Origin of the sequence: Demequina lignilytica (assembly GCF_030418305.1) — a bacterium.
In the GTDB taxonomy this organism is placed as follows: domain Bacteria; phylum Actinomycetota; class Actinomycetes; order Actinomycetales; family Demequinaceae; genus Demequina; species Demequina lignilytica.
On record NZ_JAUHPX010000003.1, the window covers coordinates 356,043 to 371,812 of the forward strand.

The following is a 15,770-nucleotide window of genomic DNA, read 5'->3' on the forward strand; positions in this document are numbered from 1 at the left end:
TCAGGACTCGGCGAGCGCCTCGTCGCGGCCCACGTCGGCGTCGAGCGCGCCGACGGTCCGCAGGAACAGGATGATCCACGCGAAGATCAGCACCCCGGCGACCAGCTCCACGGCGGTCAGCGTGTAGTAGCCGATCGCGAACATCACGGCGAGCACGAAGATCACGCCGAAGAACAGCCAGCCGACCGGGAGGAACGCGCGGGAGATCCCCGGGATCCACGCCTTGAGCCGGATGGTGAGCACCGCGAAGGCGATCGCCATGCCCGACGCCACCGCGGTGTGGATCCAGAACTGCGTGTCCACCTTGAAGATGCCGACGCAGCCGAGGAACACGCCGATGACGATCAGGGTGAGCCGCACCCGGCCGACGCTGCTGTCCTCCGCGGTCGGGATGGCGCGGGTGGCGTAGCGGGCGAGCACCGTCAGCAGGAAGCCGGCGACGATCAGCGTCAGGTTGAACGCCAGCGCCGACAGGTCGGACGTGATGCCCAGGGAGCTGAGGTTCTCCTCCCACCAGTGCGGATCGCTCGCCGTGAGCATGCTGGCGATGATGCCCAGCACGAGGAACGTCGCGAGCACCACCGCGAGCAGCTGGGCGTCCAGGTGGGTCGCCGAGAGGAACGCGACGTAGGCGGAGACGGCGGCGGCCGCCCCGCTCAGCGCGAGGATCGGGAGCCAGAACACGGTCGCGTCGATGAACGACTCCGCCATGATGCGCGCGACCAGCGTCCATCCGAGCAGGGCGATCACGCCGTGCGCGAGGGCGAGCACCGCGACGTCGATGACGTCGAGCGCGCCGGTGATGCGCGGCCCGCCGCGCAGGTGCAGGGCGTAGCGTCCGGCGGCGAACGCCAGCATGGTCGCCACGGCCGAGGCCAGCGCCGCGTACGTGCCGACGGACCCCTCGCCCGCGATCGGCGCGTCGTCGAACCCGAACACCAGCAGGGCGATCCCGGCGACCGCGGTGTAGGCGACGGCACCGAGGCCCATCGCGGTGAGCTCGGTCGCGGTGTTGACGCGCGTGGACATGGGCTGTCCCGAGGAGGCCGGCGAGGTGCTCACCCTCGGAGGATAGTGCGCCCGGTCCCCACGGCGCCGGGGGACGAGGCGCGCGCCGTGTCTCAGGCCGAGGGCAGCGGGGCCAGGCTGTACGCCGCAACGCCGCGGCCGGGCTTGACCAGCACCATGACCTCCTCGACCAGGCGCGCCCGCCGCCGCGAGATGCGCCCGGCGAAGGTGCCCGGCGCGCCCTCGACGGGCCCGAGGATGTGGCCGTCCGCCCACACCTGGACGCCCTCGGCCGGGTCGTCCACGCGCACCGTGACCTCCCAGAACGCCTCGCCCGCGGCGATCGCGACGGAGTGCGCGGCGGACGATGCGGCGGTCGGGTCGGGCGCGCGGCCTCCCGGGGCGGCGGCCGGGATCAGATCGCTGGGCAGGCCGGGGGTGAGGAACGCGGGAAGGCGGTGCCGGGTCGCCTGCTCGTAGGCATGCGCGCGGTCGATCAGCACGTCGTCGCGGTAGGCGGGTCCCGCGAACGTCAGCCCGACGGGCATCTGGGTGTCGCCCATGAAGCCCATGGGGACCGTCACCGTGGGGATGCCCAGGTGGCGGATCACGCGGTTGCCGTTGGAGTAGACGACGCCGTTCCGCGACGCATGGGCGAGGCTCTCGGGACGGGTGAACAGGTCGTCCCGGCCCACGTCGCCGGCGGCGGGGAAGACGATGAGGTCCAGCCCCTCGTCGTCGAGCCATCGCTCGAAGTCCTGCCGCCGCGCCTCCTCGAGGCCCGTGAGCAGGTGGTCGAAGCCGGGGACCTCGTCGAACGACGACGGCACGCCCGCCTTGACCAGCTCGGCCAGCCGCTGCCAGTCGAAGCCGCCGCGAGCGCGGGTGATCCACACGGGCCACAGCGCGTCCTCGATCGGGAACACGGAGTCGCCGTCCACGTCCGCCCAGGTGCCGAGGTCGGGGTCGCCGTTCACGCGCAGGAACTGGTCGAGCACCATCGCGGTGACCGGGCCGCCCTCCATGGTGCGCCAGTTCGGCGGCACCAGGCCGCGGGACGCGAGGCCCTGGGCGCCCGGTCGATCCTCCTCGTAGTTCTCCCACGCGGGGAAGCCGACCTCGACCACCTCGGCGCCCAGGGAGCGGAGGTCGTCCGCCGCCCGGTCCCACAGGGCACGCACGCTCGGCCGGATGACCGGGGGCTCGAGCGGCGCATCGTCCTCCCCGATGAAGATCCGCGGCACGCCGATCCGCAGGCCCTCCAGGCGCGTCGGGCGCTCGCGGACCAGCGGCCTGGGCATGACGTCCTCGGGGCGGGGGAGCGCCACGGCGGTCTGCTGGCGCCAGAAGTCGCCGGTCGTGTCGGGGTCCTCGGCCACGAGCACCTCCAGCAGCACCGTCAGGTCCTCGACCGTGCGGGTGTGGGGGACCACCACGTCGCAGGTGGGGCGCAAGGGCCAGTTGCCGCGGATCGAGATCAGCCCGCGCGACGGCGTGTACGCGACCAGGGCGTTGTTGGAGGCGGGGGAGCGGCCGGAGGAGACGGTCTCCTCCGCCATGCCGAACGCGGCCATGGAGGCGGCGGTCGAGGTGCCCGAGCCGTTCGACGAGCCGGAGCCGTAGGCGGCCGTGATGTAGTCGGGGTTGTACGGGCTGCGGGCGTAGCCGTAGACGCCGGGCTGGATGCCGCCCGCCGCCATGGGCGGCATGTTCGTCTTGCCGAGCAGCACCGCGCCGGCCCCGCGCAGCAGCGCCACGGTCGCGGCGTCGTCGGTGGCGACCAGGTCCTTGAGCGCCGGGCTGCCGGAGGCGACCGTGAGCCCCTTCGCCTTGTAGCTGTCCTTGATCGTGTAGGGGATGCCCTCGAGGGGGCCGGCCTCGCCGCGCGCGCGCCGCGCGTCGGACTGGGCGGCATCCGCGAGACAGTCGGGGTTGAGCACGGCGATCGCGTTCAGGCAGGGGCCGGTGCGGTCGTAGTACGCGATGCGGTTGAGGTACGCGCAGACCAGGTCGACGCTGGTCACCTCGCCCGCCGCGAGGGCGGCCCTCATCTCGGCGATGGTCATCTCGACCACATCGATCGTCCGCATCATCATCCCTTCCGTGCGCCCAGGTGCCTCATCCTTCACCCCGGTGGACCGTGCGGGAAGCCCGGCGCGCTCGAGACGCACGATGCGTGCGCCGGATCGATAGCATCGTCATGACGGAGGGACGACGATGACGCTTCTCGATGCCGACGCCGGTGTGGACGAGGAACGGATCCTTGCCGCGATCGAGGCGGAGCACGGGCCGGACGAGGATCTCCGCCGTCGCGTCGGCGACCAGTTCGCGCGCCTCCACTCGCTGTTCGGGCGGCTCTACGGGACCAGGGACGATGCGTTCGAGCAGCTCGCTGCGGTAGTCGCCGAGGCGGCCGCCTCCGCGCGTGCCCGCCCGGCCGACCTGCGCGAGCGGGATCGCGCCCTGGAGGCGGATCCCGGGTGGTTCGAGTCCGAGCGCATGGTCGGCGGCGTGTGCTACGTCGACCGCTACGCCGGGACGCTCGCCGGGGTGCGCGAGCAGATCCCGTACTTCCGCGAGCTGGGCCTCACCTACCTGCACCTCATGCCGCTGTTCGAGAGCCCGGAGGGCGACGACGACGGCGGGTACGCGGTGTCGAGCTACCGGCGCGTCGACCCGCGGTTGGGGACGATGCAGGAGCTGGCCGAGCTCGCGACGGACCTGCGGGCCGCGGGGATCTCCCTGGTGGTGGACTTCATCTTCAACCACACGAGCGACGAGCACGAGTGGGCGCGCAGGGCGGTCGCCGGGGAGGAGGGCTACGAGGACTTCTACCTGATCTTCCCCGACCGGGAGATGCCGGACCTCTACGAGCGGACCACGCGGGAGATCTTCCCCGACGACCACGCCGGGTCGTTCATCCAGCTGCCTGACGGCAGGTGGATCTGGTCGACCTTCTACCACTTCCAGTGGGACCTCAACTATGCGAACCCGGCGGTGTTCCGCGCCATGGCGGGCGAGATGCTGTTCCTCGCGAACCAGGGCGTCGCCGCGCTCCGGATGGACGCCGTCGCCTTCATCTGGAAGCGCATCGGCACCGCCTGCGAGTCGCTGCCCGAGGCCCACCTCCTGCTGCAGGCCTTCAACGCGGTGGTGCGGATCGCGGCGCCCGCGATGCTGTTCAAGTCGGAGGCGATCGTCCACCCGGACGAGGTCATCGAGTTCATCTCGCCCGACGAGTGCCAGCTCTCGTACAACCCCCTGCAGATGGCGCTCACCTGGGAGGCGCTCGCGACCCGCGACGCCCGCCTGCTCCAGCAGGCGCTCGACACGCGTCACGACCTTCCGCCGGGGACCGCGTGGGCCACCTACGTCCGCGGCCACGACGACATCGGCTGGACGTTCGCGGACGAGGACGCGATCCAGTTCGGCGTGGTCGGCGGGCCGCACCGGCGCTTCCTCAACGACTTCTACGTGCGGCAGGCGCTGGGCTCGTTCGCGCGCGGCGTGCCGTTCCAGGAGAACCCGCGGACGGGCGACGCGCGCGTGACCGGCACCACCGCGTCGCTCGCGGGAGTCGAGTCGGGCGACGCGGGCGGCGAGGACCGGGTGGTGCTCGCCCACGCCATCGCGATGTCGACCGGCGGGATCCCGCTCATCTATCTGGGTGACGAGGTCGGCCAGGTCAACGACTACTCGTACCGGGAGCGGCCCGACGAGGCGGGCGACACCCGGTGGGTCCACCGGCCCTACCGTCCGGTCGGTCTCTACGAGCAGCGCCACGATCCGACGACGGTCGCGGGCCGCCTGTTCCACCGGATCTCGCGGCTGATCGCCGTGCGCGCGGCGACGCCGGAGCTCGGGGGCAACGCGTTGATCCCGTTCCACGTGCAGGACCCGGGGGTGCTCGGCTATCAGCGCCCGGGTCCGACCGCCGATGACCCTCGGGTGCTGGTGCTCGCGAACGTCGGGGACGACCCGGTGACGGTGGAGGCGCTCACGCTCTCGGGCCTCGAGAGCGGAGCGGTCGACCTCGTCACCGGCGCCGCGGTGGAGATCGGCGCGGGGATCGTGCTCCCGGCGCACGGCTTCGTGTGGCTGCGGGTGCGCGCCCTCCGGTGACCCCAGGCGGCGGTACGCGGAGGTGAGGACGGCGGCGCGCGAGCGGCGCGGGGCCGCGATGGCCCTCGTTGCGTGCTTCGCGTCCTGTTCCGCTCGGAGCACTCCGCAGGTCGGCGTTCTCCCCGGGGGGCACCCGGGGAGCGTCCACGTTCCGCCTGGGTGGTCGCGCGATTCGCCTAGAATCGATCCGCGAGCTGGAGGCAGCAGGGGGCGAGAGACCGCATCGTCCGGCATCGGGCGACCACAGGTACGTCGTCGGTCTGCCTTCGGAGGCTCGTGGAGGTATCTGGCACCAGAGAGCGGAGAGGCGGCGTGGCCGTAACACGGGCCGATGTGGCCCGCCGAGCAGGAGTCTCGGCAAGCACCGTGTCCTACGTGCTCAGTGGTGAGCGCCCGATCTCCGAGGCGACGCGCGACCGGGTGCGGGCTGCGATCGCCGAGCTCGGCTACACGCCCAACGCTCTGGCGCGGGGCCTCGCGGGAGGGTGGCGCGGCATGATCGGCCTGCACTGGCCCCTGGGCGATCGACCGATCAGCACCACGGAATCCGAGTACATCGCCGCGGTGTCGGACGCGGCCCGTCGTCGTGGCTTCCACCTCCTCCTCTGGTCGAATCCTGTCGACGAGACTGACGAGTGGAAGCTCGTCCTCTCGCAGGGCCTCGTCGACGGTGTCGTGCTCATGGAGGTGGTCACCGACGATCCGCGCCTGCCGGTGCTCGACAAGCTCGGCACGCCGTACGTCATCGTGGGGCGGGACGATGCGCGTCCCGAGGCCAACCACGTGGACGCCGACTTCGACGACCTCGCTGAACGCGCCGTGGCCTACGTGGGGGAGCATGGCCATCGCGAACTGGTCCTCCTCAGCCAGACCGAGCAGATCGACCGCAGCGGATACGGGCCGGTGTCACGGATGCGGCGGTCGCTCGAGCGTGCGTCCGGGCGGGCAGGCGCTCGCCTCCATACCGTCCACGCCCCGCTGTCGATCCGCGGGGGACGGCAGGCCTTCCTCGACATGAGGCGTATCGCGCCAGAGGCCACCTGCGTGCTCGAGGTCAACGAGCCGGCGACGATCGGTCTGCTCGAGTCCGTCACCGCGGCCGGTCTCGACGTGCCGCGGGACCTGTCGGTTCTCGCGCTCAACCAGGGTCGCGTCGCGATGGAGATGGTCGTGCCTGAGCTGTCGGACGTCTCGGCACCGCCTCACGAGATCAGCGCGCGCGCCGTGGGCGCCCTCATCGACAGGGTCGAGGGCGCGTCGGCCCATCCGATCGCCGAGCTGGTGCGAGCGGCCACCACCGAGCGGCAGAGCGTCGCTCGCGCACCCGCCAGCCGACGCTGAGCACCCGCCGACCGACGTCGCGCACCCGCCGACCGTAGCGATCCCACGTCGTTCTATCGACGCGCGTCGACTTTGGTGTTATGGTTCATCGACGCGCGTCGATAACTGCGGCGTGGCGGCGGCGGAGAGTCGCACAGGAAACAAGGAGGTTTCACACATGAGCACGACACGACGAATCATCGGCGGGGCGGCAGCGGTGACGGCGGGTGCGCTCGCCCTCGGGCTCGCGGGGTGCAGTGCGGATGCGGGGGAGCAAGCAGGAGGCGAGTCGCCGGACGAGCTGACGATCTGGTGGATCCAGTCGCCGGACTCGCCTATCGGACAGGGATGGCAGATGGCTCTCGATGAGTTCGAGGCTGCTCATCCTGAGGTCGAGGTGACCTTCGAGACGAAGTCCTGGGACCAGCTGCGCCAGACCGGACAGATGATCCTGAACTCACCCGAGGCGCCCGACATCCTCGAATACCCGAAGGGCAATGCGTCGGCCGGCACGGTCGTGAAGGCGGGCCTCCTCACGGACCTCGAGGATGTCGCCGTCGAGCGCGGGTGGACCGAGATCCTGCCCGAGAGCCTTCAGACGGTGGGCCGGTACGACGAGCGAGGGCTCATGGGGTCCGGCGCCCTGTACGGCGTGCCCGGCTACGGCGAGTATGTGTCGGTCTTCTACAACGTGGACGTGCTCGCGGAGCGCGGCTACGAGCCGCCCACGACCGTGGCGGAATTCGAGACGATCATGGCCGACTTCACGGCCGACGGCGTAACCCCGATCGCCCTGGGTGCATCCGACTATCCTCTGGTCCATCTGGTGTACGCCCTCGCCCTGAGCGAGGCCGACCAGCAGTGGGTGCGCGACTTCCAGTTCTTCGACGGACCTGTCGACTTCCACGACGCGGCCTGGACGTTCGCCGCCGAGAAGATCGCCGAGTGGACCGAGGCCGGATACATCGGCGCGGACGCCACGGGAATCGACTCGGTCGGTGCTGCGACGGGCTTCAAGAGCGGAGCGAATCCGTTCTTCGTGAGCGGCTCATGGTTCCACGGTGAGTTCGCCACGGACATCACGGACTTCGAGTGGGGCACGTTCAGGTTCCCCGGAAGCGGTCTGAGCCTCGGTTCGGGCGGCCACATCTGGGTCGTGCCCGCGCAGTCGGAGAGCAAGGAGCTCGCCTACGACTTCATCGACTACGCGCTCTCGCCTGAGGTCCAGACGGCCATCGCGAACCTCGGGGGCATCCCCGTCGCCGCGGACCGGGCGAGCGTCACCGATCCGGTGGGTCAGATGGCGGTGGACGACTTCGACCAGATCCTCGCCGACGACGCGCTCGGGCTGTACCCCGACTGGCCGGTCGCGGGCTACTACGAGGTCTTCCTCGCCGCCGGGCAGCAGCTCGTGCTCGGCAGCACGACGCCCGACGAGTTCCTGGACACGATCGGCGCGGCATACGAGACCGGCAAGGCCGACGCCGGCCTGTGATGGGACCGGGGGCGGGCGCCGACGCGGCGCCCGCCCCTCCCGAAGGGACGACCATGACACCGACGACGCGCACCCTCTCCGCACGACGGACCGACGGACGGCTCAAGCGCGGAGAAGCCAGTCGCTACTACCGCTACCTCATTCCCGGACTGCTCGGGCTCATCATCGTGGTGATCGTTCCGGCCCTCGCCAACCTCGGACTGAGCTTCACCCAGTGGTCCGGTGTGGGGACCCCCGAGTTCGTCGGGTTGGACAACTACTCCGCGCTGATGGGAGACGCGACCTTCTGGCGGGCATTCGGCAACAGCGCCGCCACGATCGTCGCGATGGCGATCATCCCGACGTTCGCCGGGCTCTTCCTCGCCGCGCTGCTCTTCGACTTCCTCGCGCCGCGCTTCGGCGGCGCGACATCGAGTCTCTTCCGGACGGTCATCTACCTGCCGCAGATCATCCCGATCGCGGTCGCGGGCGTGCTCTGGGACTTCCTTCTCCAGCCCCAGACGGGAGCCGTCAACGCGGCGCTCCGCGCGGTCGGACTCGACCAGGCGGCGAGCAACTGGCTCGGCGATCCGAGCCTGGCGCTTCCCACGGTGATGGTGATCCTGGTGTGGCTGCAGCTGGGCTACACGGTCGTGATCTTCGTGGCCGGAATGTCGCGAATCGATCCCGCCCTGCATGAGGCGGCGAGTCTGGACGGCGCGTCGTGGCTGCAGCGATTCCGTGTCATCACGGTGTCCTCGCTCGCGCCGGAGATCATCGTCATCCTGCTCACGACCACGGTGGCAGCGCTGAAGGTCTTCGCGCCCATCTACGTGCTCACCGCGGGCGGGCCGGCCAACGCCACGATGGTTCCTTCGTACTTCGCGTTCTACAACTTCTTCAGCACGCTGAAGGTCGGGTACGGGGCCGCGATCTCCACCGTGCTCGCCGTGCTGCTCACCGTGCTCGCGGTCGTGCTTCTTGCGATCCAGCACCGCCATCAGGAGGGATCACGATAGTGACGACGACAGCCTCAAACACGACGCCGGCGAAGGCATCGCCGCACCGGCCCGTCCGTCGACAGCGCTCGGCGATCAACCGTCGAACGCCGATGTCCTGGGTGATCCTCGGGGGCTTCGTCGTGCTGTCCCTGGCGATGCTCTCACCCATCGTGCTGGCGGTGATCAACTCGGTGAAGACGTCCGAGGAGTACGCCCGCAACGGCCCGTTGGCGCTTCCCGAGGGCTTCGACCTCTCCGGCCTCACAGAGTTCTGGGTCAGCGTCGACTTCACGAACAAGCTGCTCAACAGCGTGCTGATCAGCGTCGGCGTCGCGGCCCTCGGCGTGGTGCTCAGCCTGCTGACGGCGTATGGGCTCGGGGTCGGGAGGGTGCGGGGCCGATTCTGGATCCTCGCGCTGTTCATGGTCGCGTTCACCCTCCCCCAGGAGGCGCTCGTCTACCCGCTGTACTTCATGTCCAAGAATGTGGGTCTGTACGACTCGCAGCTCGCGGTCATCATCATCATCGGTGTCCTCCAGGCGGCCTTCGGCACCTACCTTCTGTCGTCGGTGCTCTCCAGCGTTCCGGACGAGGTGCTCGAGGCCGCGCGGGTCGACGGCGCGGGCCGCTTCCGCATCCTCACGCAGATCGTCACGCCGCTCGTCCGGCCGACGCTCATGGTGCTGGGCGCTTTCTTCTTCGTGTGGACGTGGAACGAGTTCTTCATCCCCCTGGTGCTCCTCCCGTCCGGCCGCAACCAGACCGTGTCTGTCGCGTTGGGCTCGCTCTTCGGCCAGTACACGAGCGACCCGGTGACCACGGCGGCAGCGGCGGTGGTCGGCATCCTGCCGGCGCTCGTCTTCTTCATCCTCTTTCAGCGCACCCTGATGCGCGGCGTCAACATGGGAGCGGTCAAGTGACATCTCAGCATGCGGCAGCAGTGGCCCTCGATCCCCTGATGGACCCCGACTGGTGGCGGGATGCGGTGGTCTACCAGGTCTATCCGCGGAGCTTCGCGGACTCCGACGCCGACGGTCTGGGCGACCTCCGCGGGGTCATCTCGCGGGTCGACTACCTGCGCAGTCTCGGGATCGACGCCGTATGGCTCAGTCCCTTCTACCCGTCGCCGCTGGCAGACGGCGGCTACGACGTCGTGGACTATCGTGACGTGGACTCCAGGCTCGGCACTCTCGCGGATCTCGATGACCTGATCGAAGCGCTGCACGAAGCCGGCATCCGGCTCATCATCGACATCGTCCCGAACCATTCGTCCTCCGAGCACCCGTGGTTCCGTGCTGCGCTCGCGTCACCTCGCGGGTCGGAGGAGCGCGAACGCTACGTGTTCATGGAGGGAGCGGGCGCTGACGGGTCCGAGCCGCCATCCGACTGGCAGTCCCACTTCGGCGGGTCGGCCTGGGAGCGGACCCCCGACGGTCAGTTCTACCTCCACCTCTTCGCCGAGGAGCAGCCGGACTTCAACTGGTCGCACCCGGACGTGAGGAAGGAGTTCCTCGCGATCCTCGGCTTCTGGTCCGACCGTGGCGTCGATGGCTTCCGCATCGACGTGGCGCACACGTTGGTCAAGGACCTTGCGCATCCGCTGCGCAGTCAGCCCACCATCGATTCGCTTCTCCCGGAGGATGGGTCCGACCCGCTCTACGACCGCGACGAGCTCCATCAGATCTATCGCGAGTGGCGGGAGCTCTTCGACCGGTACGACCCGCCCCGCATGGCGGTGGCGGAGGCGTGGGTCCCTGCGTCACGCCGGGTGCGCTACGCGTCTCCCGAGAGCCTCGGGCAGGCGTTCAACTTCGACCTGCTGCGTGCGCCGTGGGATGCGGCGGCGTTCGCGGAGATCATCGCCCGGAACCTCCGATTCGCGGACGAGGCGCACAGCTCCTCGACGTGGGTGCTGTCCAATCACGACGTGGTCCGGCACGCGACCCGCTATGCCCTCCCCGACGGTGCGGACCTCGACGCCTGGCTTCTCGAGGGTCGGCCGCTCAGCCCCGCGCAGGCGCTCCAGGGTGATCGGCGAGCACGTGCGGCCGCGATGCTGGTGTTGGCCCTCCCGGGCTCGGTGTACCTCTATCAGGGAGAGGAGCTCGGGCTGCACGAGGTGAGCGAGATCGGGATCCAGGACCTCCAGGATCCGATCTGGCGCCGTAGCGAGGGGCGGCAGAAGGGGCGTGACGGGTGCCGTGTGCCGCTTCCGTGGACGGCGGCCGGAAGGTCCTTCGGCTTCGGCGCGAATGGGAGCCACCTGCCGCAGCCGCGCTGGTTCGCGTCGCATGCGGCGGATGTCGAGGAGCGTGATCCAGGGTCGATGCTCAGCCTGTATCGCTCCGCGATCGCGTTGCGGCGACTGCTGAGGACGGAGGGCGGTGTGTCGGGGCTCCCCGCCGTGCGCCGGGACGGCGACCTCGTCGTGATCGAGCGCGAGGGTGGCCTGACGAGCGTGACGAACTTCTCGAGCGAGCCCGTCCGGTGGAGCCACGGCGGACGCGTGCTGCTCTCGAGCTCGGATCTCACCTCGGAGCCGACCATCCCGGGAGAGACCACGGTGTGGTTCGGCGAGCTCCACGAATCATCGATCGCCGAGGAGGCGGGATCATGACGGACCTGACGGAGGCGACACACGTCCCCCACCCGGAGTACGACCGTCAAGCCATCCGCGTGGGGATCGTGCACTTCGGGCTCGGGAACTTCCATCGCGCCCACCAGGCGATGTACCTGGACAGGCTGATGACTGCCGGCATGGGCCAGGACTGGGGGATCTGCGGCGTCGGGACGCGCCCGGCAGACCGGCGGATGCAGCAGGTTCTGGAGGACCAGTCGTATCTGTACACCTTGGTGCTCAAGTCGGGCATCGGCGAACCCTCCCCGACGATCATCGGCTCGATCGTCGACCACCTGATGGCGGCGGACGATCGCGATGCGGTGCTGGAACGTCTCTCCGACCCTGGCGTACGCATCGTCTCGCTCACCATCACCGAGGGCGGGTACCGCCGCGGCGGCCCACCTGCCGAGGGATCTGTCGACGTCTTCGACCTCATCGCGGAGGGACTGGAGGCGCGACGCACAGCAGGAGTGCAGCCGTTCACGGTGATGTCGTGCGACAACCTTCCGCACAACGGTGACGCCGCGCGACGTGCGGTCGTCGATGCGGCTGGTCGCCGCGAACAGGAGCTCGCGGACTGGGTCGATCGTGCGGTGGCGTTCCCCAACTCGATGGTGGATCGCATCACCCCGGTGACGACCGAGGAGGACCGCGAGCTCGTGCGGACGCGGTTCGGGCTCGACGACGACTGGCCGGTTCCCGCTGAGCCGTTCGCGCAATGGGTGCTGGAGGACCATTTCACCCTCGGGCGCCCTCCGCTCGAGGAGGCCGGTGTCCAGCTGGTGGCGGATGTCGCACCCTTCGAGCTGATGAAGCTGCGCCTGCTCAACGCGAGCCACCAGGCCATGGCCTACTCCGGGATCCTCCTTGGCCACTCGAGCGTGGCGGCGGCGGCAGGCGATCCCCTCGTGGAGGAGTTCCTCCGGCGGTACATGGCCGAGGCGCGCCCGACGCTGCCACCGGTGCCCGACACCGATGTGAGCGCATACGCGGAGTCGCTTCTCGAGAGGTTCCGGAATCCCGCGATCGCCGACACTCTCGAGCGTCTGGCGACGGATTCGGCGAACCGCCTGGCCGCGTTCCTCATTCCGGTCGTGCTCGACAACCTGCGCGCAGGTCGACCGGTGAGCGCCTCGACTGCGGTGCTCGCGTGCTGGGTTCACGCATGTGCGAACACAGTCGGCGACGCGCAGCCGCAGGTGCCGTCCGCGCTCCGCGCTGCGGCCTCGGCTGCCTCCGAGGACCCGTCGGGATTCGCCGAGGAGGTCGACATCCTCCAGCCGGTGGTCGGCTACGCGGAGTTCCGCACCGCGCTCGCCAGGGACATCGCATCGATTCGCGACCGAGGGGTGAGGGCGTTCCTCGAGGGGGTCGCATCGGAGCCAGGCTTCCGTTGACGTCACCTCGCGGACAGCGGCCGCAGCCTGGGGCCCACGCCCCGGGGATACGACGAAGGCCCTCCCATGGGGAGGGCCTTCGTCGACGAGCATGCGAGATCTCGTATGGCGGTGACGGTGGGATTTGAACCCACGGTACGGGGTTACCGTACACAGCATTTCGAGTGCTGCACCTTCGGCCGCTCGGACACGTCACCGCGGAAGAGAATACCCGTTGTTCACCCTGCGACCTAATCGGCCGGACGGGGCGGGGGGTTGATGCTGGGGCGTCCCGGAGGCCCGGGCGCGTGGACCAGGGCGGTCAGGACCGCGAGCCCCGCGCCGACCACCGTGTCGAGCACGCGCTCGCCGATCACGGCGTGCGTCCCGAAGTCGCCGGTCGCCGACGTGACGATCGTGAGGGCCAGCGGCGTGACCGCGGCGGTGGCGACCGCGTAGTGCCGGGTGATGGACATCTCCGTGATGAACTGCAGGGCGGCGAGGATCGCGGCGAGCAGCCACGGGTTCGGCGGCAGCGAGCCGATCGCGAGGAACGCGAGCGCCCCGGCGAGGGTCCCGACGGTGCGGTGCAGGCCGCGCGAGACGGCGATCCCGCGACCGGGGACGATCCCGACGACGACGACTCCGGCCGCCACGGTCCAGTAGGCACGCTCGGGGTCCGTGTAGAGGAGGCTCACGGCGGTCCCGACCACGGCCACGATCGCGGTGCGGATGACCAGCTCCCTCGCGCCTCGGTCCCACTCCGGCGGCGCGAGCAGCACGCGCAGGGGGCGCGGCTCGACGTGCCAGTGCGTGCGGCGGATCAGCGGGGCGATCGAGGCGATCACCGCGAAGGCGCAGCCGGCGGCGACCCAGCCGACGAGCGTGAGCGGGCTCTCGCCCCCCGCGACCGCATGCGCGGACATCCCGTAGACGATCACCGGGAACAGGGGCCCGGGCGGGCCGAGCCGGTAGCCGTGGACGGCCGCGCCGACGGCGGTCGCGACGGCCGCGAGCCCCGCTGCGGCGGCCAGCGGGTACGGCCCGAGCGCCGACCCCAGCGCGGACGATGCGATGAGCACGAGTCCCGCGAGGGGCCGCAGGCGCAGCCTCTCGAGGCGCGGCAGCGCCGCGAAGTACGGCACGGTGAACGCGCCCACGCAGGCGATCAGCCCGAGCTCGAAACGGTCGAGGGCGGCGCCGAGGATCAGGGGCACCGCGAGCACGATCGTCGTCTGAAGCGCGATGGGCCACCGCGGCTCCTTCGGAGGGGCGAGCGTGCCGAGGCTGGCGACCGCCCGGCGCATGCCGTCCACCCAGATGTCGCGGCGCCGTGCCTCCTCGCTCATCGGCTCACCGGCGGGCCTCGAAGAAGGCGGAGAGCAGCGTCGCCGACTCCGCGGCACGGACGCCCGGCACCACCTCGACCTTCGCGCCGAGCCGCGCGTCGCGCACCACGTCCCACTGCGAGCCGGTTGCCCCCGCCTTCACGTCCCACGCCCCGAGGACGATGCGCGGGATCCGCGACTGCAGGACCGCGCCGGCGCACATGAGGCACGGCTCGAGGGTCACGACGAGAGTGCACCCGTCAAGGTGCCACGTGCCGAGGGACGATGCGGCGGCGCGGATCGCGACCACCTCGGCGTGCGCGACCGGATCGCCCTCGACCTCGCGCAGGTTGCGTCCAGTCCCGATCACGGCGCGGTCGGGGTCGAGCACCACCGCACCCACGGGCACATCGCCCGCGTCGCCCGCCGCGCGAGCCTCGTCCAGCGCGATGCCCATCGCCTCGTCCCACCGTCCGTCCACGCGGCCAGGCTACCGGCGCATCGTCCCCTCCCAGGGGCGTGCACCGCCCTGTCCCGACCCCCGTGCAGGCGATACGCTCGACCCATGCAGCTGCACGTCGCCGATCACCCGCTCATCCGCCACAAGGTCACCGTCCTGCGCGACAAGGAGACCAAGTCCCCGACCTTCCGCCTGCTGGTCGACGAGCTGGTGACGCTGCTCGCCTACGAGGCCACGCGCCAGGTGCGCGTCGAGGAGTGCGAGGTCGAGACGCCGCTGACCGTGACGACCGGCACCAAGATCGCGGACCCCGCGCCGCTGATCGTGCCGATCCTCCGCGCCGGGCTCGGCATGCTCGACGGCATGACCCGGCTGATCCCGAGCGCCGAGGTCGGCTTCCTGGGCCTCAAGCGCGACGAGGAGACCCTCGAGGCGATCACGTACGCGAACCGCCTCCCCGACGACCTCACCGGCCGGCAGGTGTTCCTGATCGACCCGATGCTCGCGACGGGCGGCTCGCTCGTGATGGCCATCGAGTACGTGCTGCAGCGCGGCGCGACCGACGTGACCTGCGTCTGCCTGCTGGCTGCGCCCGAGGGCATCGACCACGTGCGCGAGGCGATCGGCGACCGGGCGGACGTCTCCGTGGTGGTCGCCCAGGTCGACGAGAAGCTGAACGAGGTCGGATACATCGTCCCCGGCCTCGGCGACGCCGGCGACCGGCTCTACGGGATCGTCGACCACTAGACCGCTCTTCTCCGGCGCCGCATCGTCCCTCGCGGACGGTGCGGCGCCGTCGTCTGCGCGGGCGATGTCAGACCCCGGTGAGAGTCTCGAGAGGTGGGAAGCCGGGCGGACGGAGCAGTGTTCAACAGGAACGCGCCTCGGGTGTGGAGGACACGCCGCACTGTCCACACTCTTTACACAGGTTTCTCCACAAGACCACAACATCTAGGGGCAGAAATGCAGGACACCCCCTATATCTAGTTCGACAAGCCTGTAATTCCGCGCTAGATTCAAGGCACGCCTCACACGGACGACGACGGCTGGTACCCCCGGGA

Annotated in this window: 12 protein-coding genes and 1 tRNA gene; 8 read left to right on the top strand and 5 right to left on the bottom strand. The window is 70.3% G+C overall.

What is annotated here, in order from left to right; genetic code table 11:
- Both QQX10_RS07055 and QQX10_RS07060 read right to left on the bottom strand, forming a co-directional pair.
- The gene (locus tag QQX10_RS07055) at positions 1 to 1,062 is read right to left on the bottom strand and encodes a DUF998 domain-containing protein (protein ID WP_301121945.1); all 1,062 of its coding nucleotides are present in this window, start codon (positions 1,060 to 1,062) and stop codon (positions 1 to 3) included.
- 59 nt (positions 1,063 to 1,121) lie between these two features.
- The gene (locus tag QQX10_RS07060; protein WP_301121943.1) at positions 1,122 to 3,098 is read right to left on the bottom strand and encodes an amidase; all 1,977 of its coding nucleotides are present in this window, start codon (positions 3,096 to 3,098) and stop codon (positions 1,122 to 1,124) included.
- Positions 3,099 to 3,225: 127 nt separating this feature from the next.
- Between QQX10_RS07060 and QQX10_RS07065 the strand changes: the two genes are divergently transcribed.
- The 7 genes from QQX10_RS07065 (at position 3,226) to QQX10_RS07095 (ending at position 12,942) form a co-directional block, all read left to right on the top strand.
- Positions 3,226 to 5,130 (top strand): amylosucrase, encoded by a 1,905-nt coding sequence (locus QQX10_RS07065; RefSeq protein WP_301121941.1) that lies wholly within the window; start codon positions 3,226 to 3,228, stop codon positions 5,128 to 5,130.
- Positions 5,131 to 5,496: 366 nt separating this feature from the next.
- Entirely contained in the window at positions 5,497 to 6,471 is a 975-nt protein-coding gene (locus QQX10_RS07070) for a LacI family DNA-binding transcriptional regulator (protein ID WP_436968580.1), read from the top strand.
- Positions 6,472 to 6,628: 157 nt separating this feature from the next.
- A complete protein-coding gene (locus tag QQX10_RS07075; protein WP_301121934.1) occupies positions 6,629 to 7,945 on the top strand; it encodes an ABC transporter substrate-binding protein in 1,317 nt (438 codons plus the stop codon).
- A 53-nt stretch (positions 7,946 to 7,998) separates the two neighbouring features.
- The gene (locus tag QQX10_RS07080) at positions 7,999 to 8,943 is read left to right on the top strand and encodes a carbohydrate ABC transporter permease (protein ID WP_301121932.1); all 945 of its coding nucleotides are present in this window, start codon (positions 7,999 to 8,001) and stop codon (positions 8,941 to 8,943) included.
- A gap of 92 nt (positions 8,944 to 9,035) precedes the next feature.
- Positions 9,036 to 9,845 carry a carbohydrate ABC transporter permease gene (locus tag QQX10_RS07085; RefSeq protein ID WP_301121930.1) on the top strand — a complete coding sequence of 270 codons (810 nt, stop codon included), beginning with the start codon at positions 9,036 to 9,038 and terminating at the stop codon, positions 9,843 to 9,845.
- A gap of 38 nt (positions 9,846 to 9,883) precedes the next feature.
- The gene (locus QQX10_RS07090; RefSeq protein WP_301121994.1) at positions 9,884 to 11,542 is read left to right on the top strand and encodes a glycoside hydrolase family 13 protein; all 1,659 of its coding nucleotides are present in this window, start codon (positions 9,884 to 9,886) and stop codon (positions 11,540 to 11,542) included.
- The gene (locus QQX10_RS07095) at positions 11,539 to 12,942 is read left to right on the top strand and encodes a mannitol dehydrogenase family protein (RefSeq protein ID WP_301121928.1); all 1,404 of its coding nucleotides are present in this window, start codon (positions 11,539 to 11,541) and stop codon (positions 12,940 to 12,942) included. Before QQX10_RS07090 ends, QQX10_RS07095 begins: the two co-directional genes overlap by 4 nt.
- Before the next feature lie 106 nt (positions 12,943 to 13,048).
- On the opposite strand, the gene QQX10_RS07100 is transcribed toward QQX10_RS07095, so the two are convergent.
- The 3 genes from QQX10_RS07100 to QQX10_RS07110 form a co-directional block, all read right to left on the bottom strand.
- Positions 13,049 to 13,139 (bottom strand) — tRNA-Ser (locus tag QQX10_RS07100).
- A gap of 33 nt (positions 13,140 to 13,172) precedes the next feature.
- On the bottom strand, positions 13,173 to 14,270 hold the full coding sequence (locus QQX10_RS07105; RefSeq protein ID WP_301121926.1) for an FUSC family protein: 1,098 nt from the start codon (positions 14,268 to 14,270) through the stop codon (positions 13,173 to 13,175).
- A gap of 4 nt (positions 14,271 to 14,274) precedes the next feature.
- The gene (locus tag QQX10_RS07110; protein ID WP_301121992.1) at positions 14,275 to 14,706 is read right to left on the bottom strand and encodes a nucleoside deaminase; all 432 of its coding nucleotides are present in this window, start codon (positions 14,704 to 14,706) and stop codon (positions 14,275 to 14,277) included.
- A 108-nt stretch (positions 14,707 to 14,814) separates the two neighbouring features.
- On the opposite strand from QQX10_RS07110, the gene upp reads away from it, so the two are divergent.
- Positions 14,815 to 15,456 carry a uracil phosphoribosyltransferase gene (upp, locus tag QQX10_RS07115; RefSeq protein WP_301121924.1) on the top strand — a complete coding sequence of 214 codons (642 nt, stop codon included), beginning with the start codon at positions 14,815 to 14,817 and terminating at the stop codon, positions 15,454 to 15,456.
- Positions 15,457 to 15,770: the final 314 nt, after the last annotated feature.

Bases quoted from the DNA above. Each gene is read 5' to 3' on its own strand.
- QQX10_RS07110 (WP_301121992.1), bottom strand. From the start codon at position 14,706: ATGGGCATCGCGCTGGACGAGGCTCGCGCGGCGGGCGACGCGGGCGAT.
- QQX10_RS07095 (WP_301121928.1), top strand. From the start codon at position 11,539: ATGACGGACCTGACGGAGGCGACACACGTCCCCCACCCGGAGTACGAC.
- upp (WP_301121924.1), top strand. From the start codon at position 14,815: ATGCAGCTGCACGTCGCCGATCACCCGCTCATCCGCCACAAGGTCACC.
- QQX10_RS07090 (WP_301121994.1), top strand. From the start codon at position 9,884: ATGGACCCCGACTGGTGGCGGGATGCGGTGGTCTACCAGGTCTATCCG.
- QQX10_RS07060 (WP_301121943.1), bottom strand. From the start codon at position 3,098: ATGCGGACGATCGATGTGGTCGAGATGACCATCGCCGAGATGAGGGCC.
- QQX10_RS07065 (WP_301121941.1), top strand. From the start codon at position 3,226: ATGACGCTTCTCGATGCCGACGCCGGTGTGGACGAGGAACGGATCCTT.
- QQX10_RS07105 (WP_301121926.1), bottom strand. From the start codon at position 14,270: ATGAGCGAGGAGGCACGGCGCCGCGACATCTGGGTGGACGGCATGCGC.
- QQX10_RS07075 (WP_301121934.1), top strand. From the start codon at position 6,629: ATGAGCACGACACGACGAATCATCGGCGGGGCGGCAGCGGTGACGGCG.
- QQX10_RS07080 (WP_301121932.1), top strand. From the start codon at position 7,999: ATGACACCGACGACGCGCACCCTCTCCGCACGACGGACCGACGGACGG.
- QQX10_RS07085 (WP_301121930.1), top strand. From the start codon at position 9,036: ATGTCCTGGGTGATCCTCGGGGGCTTCGTCGTGCTGTCCCTGGCGATG.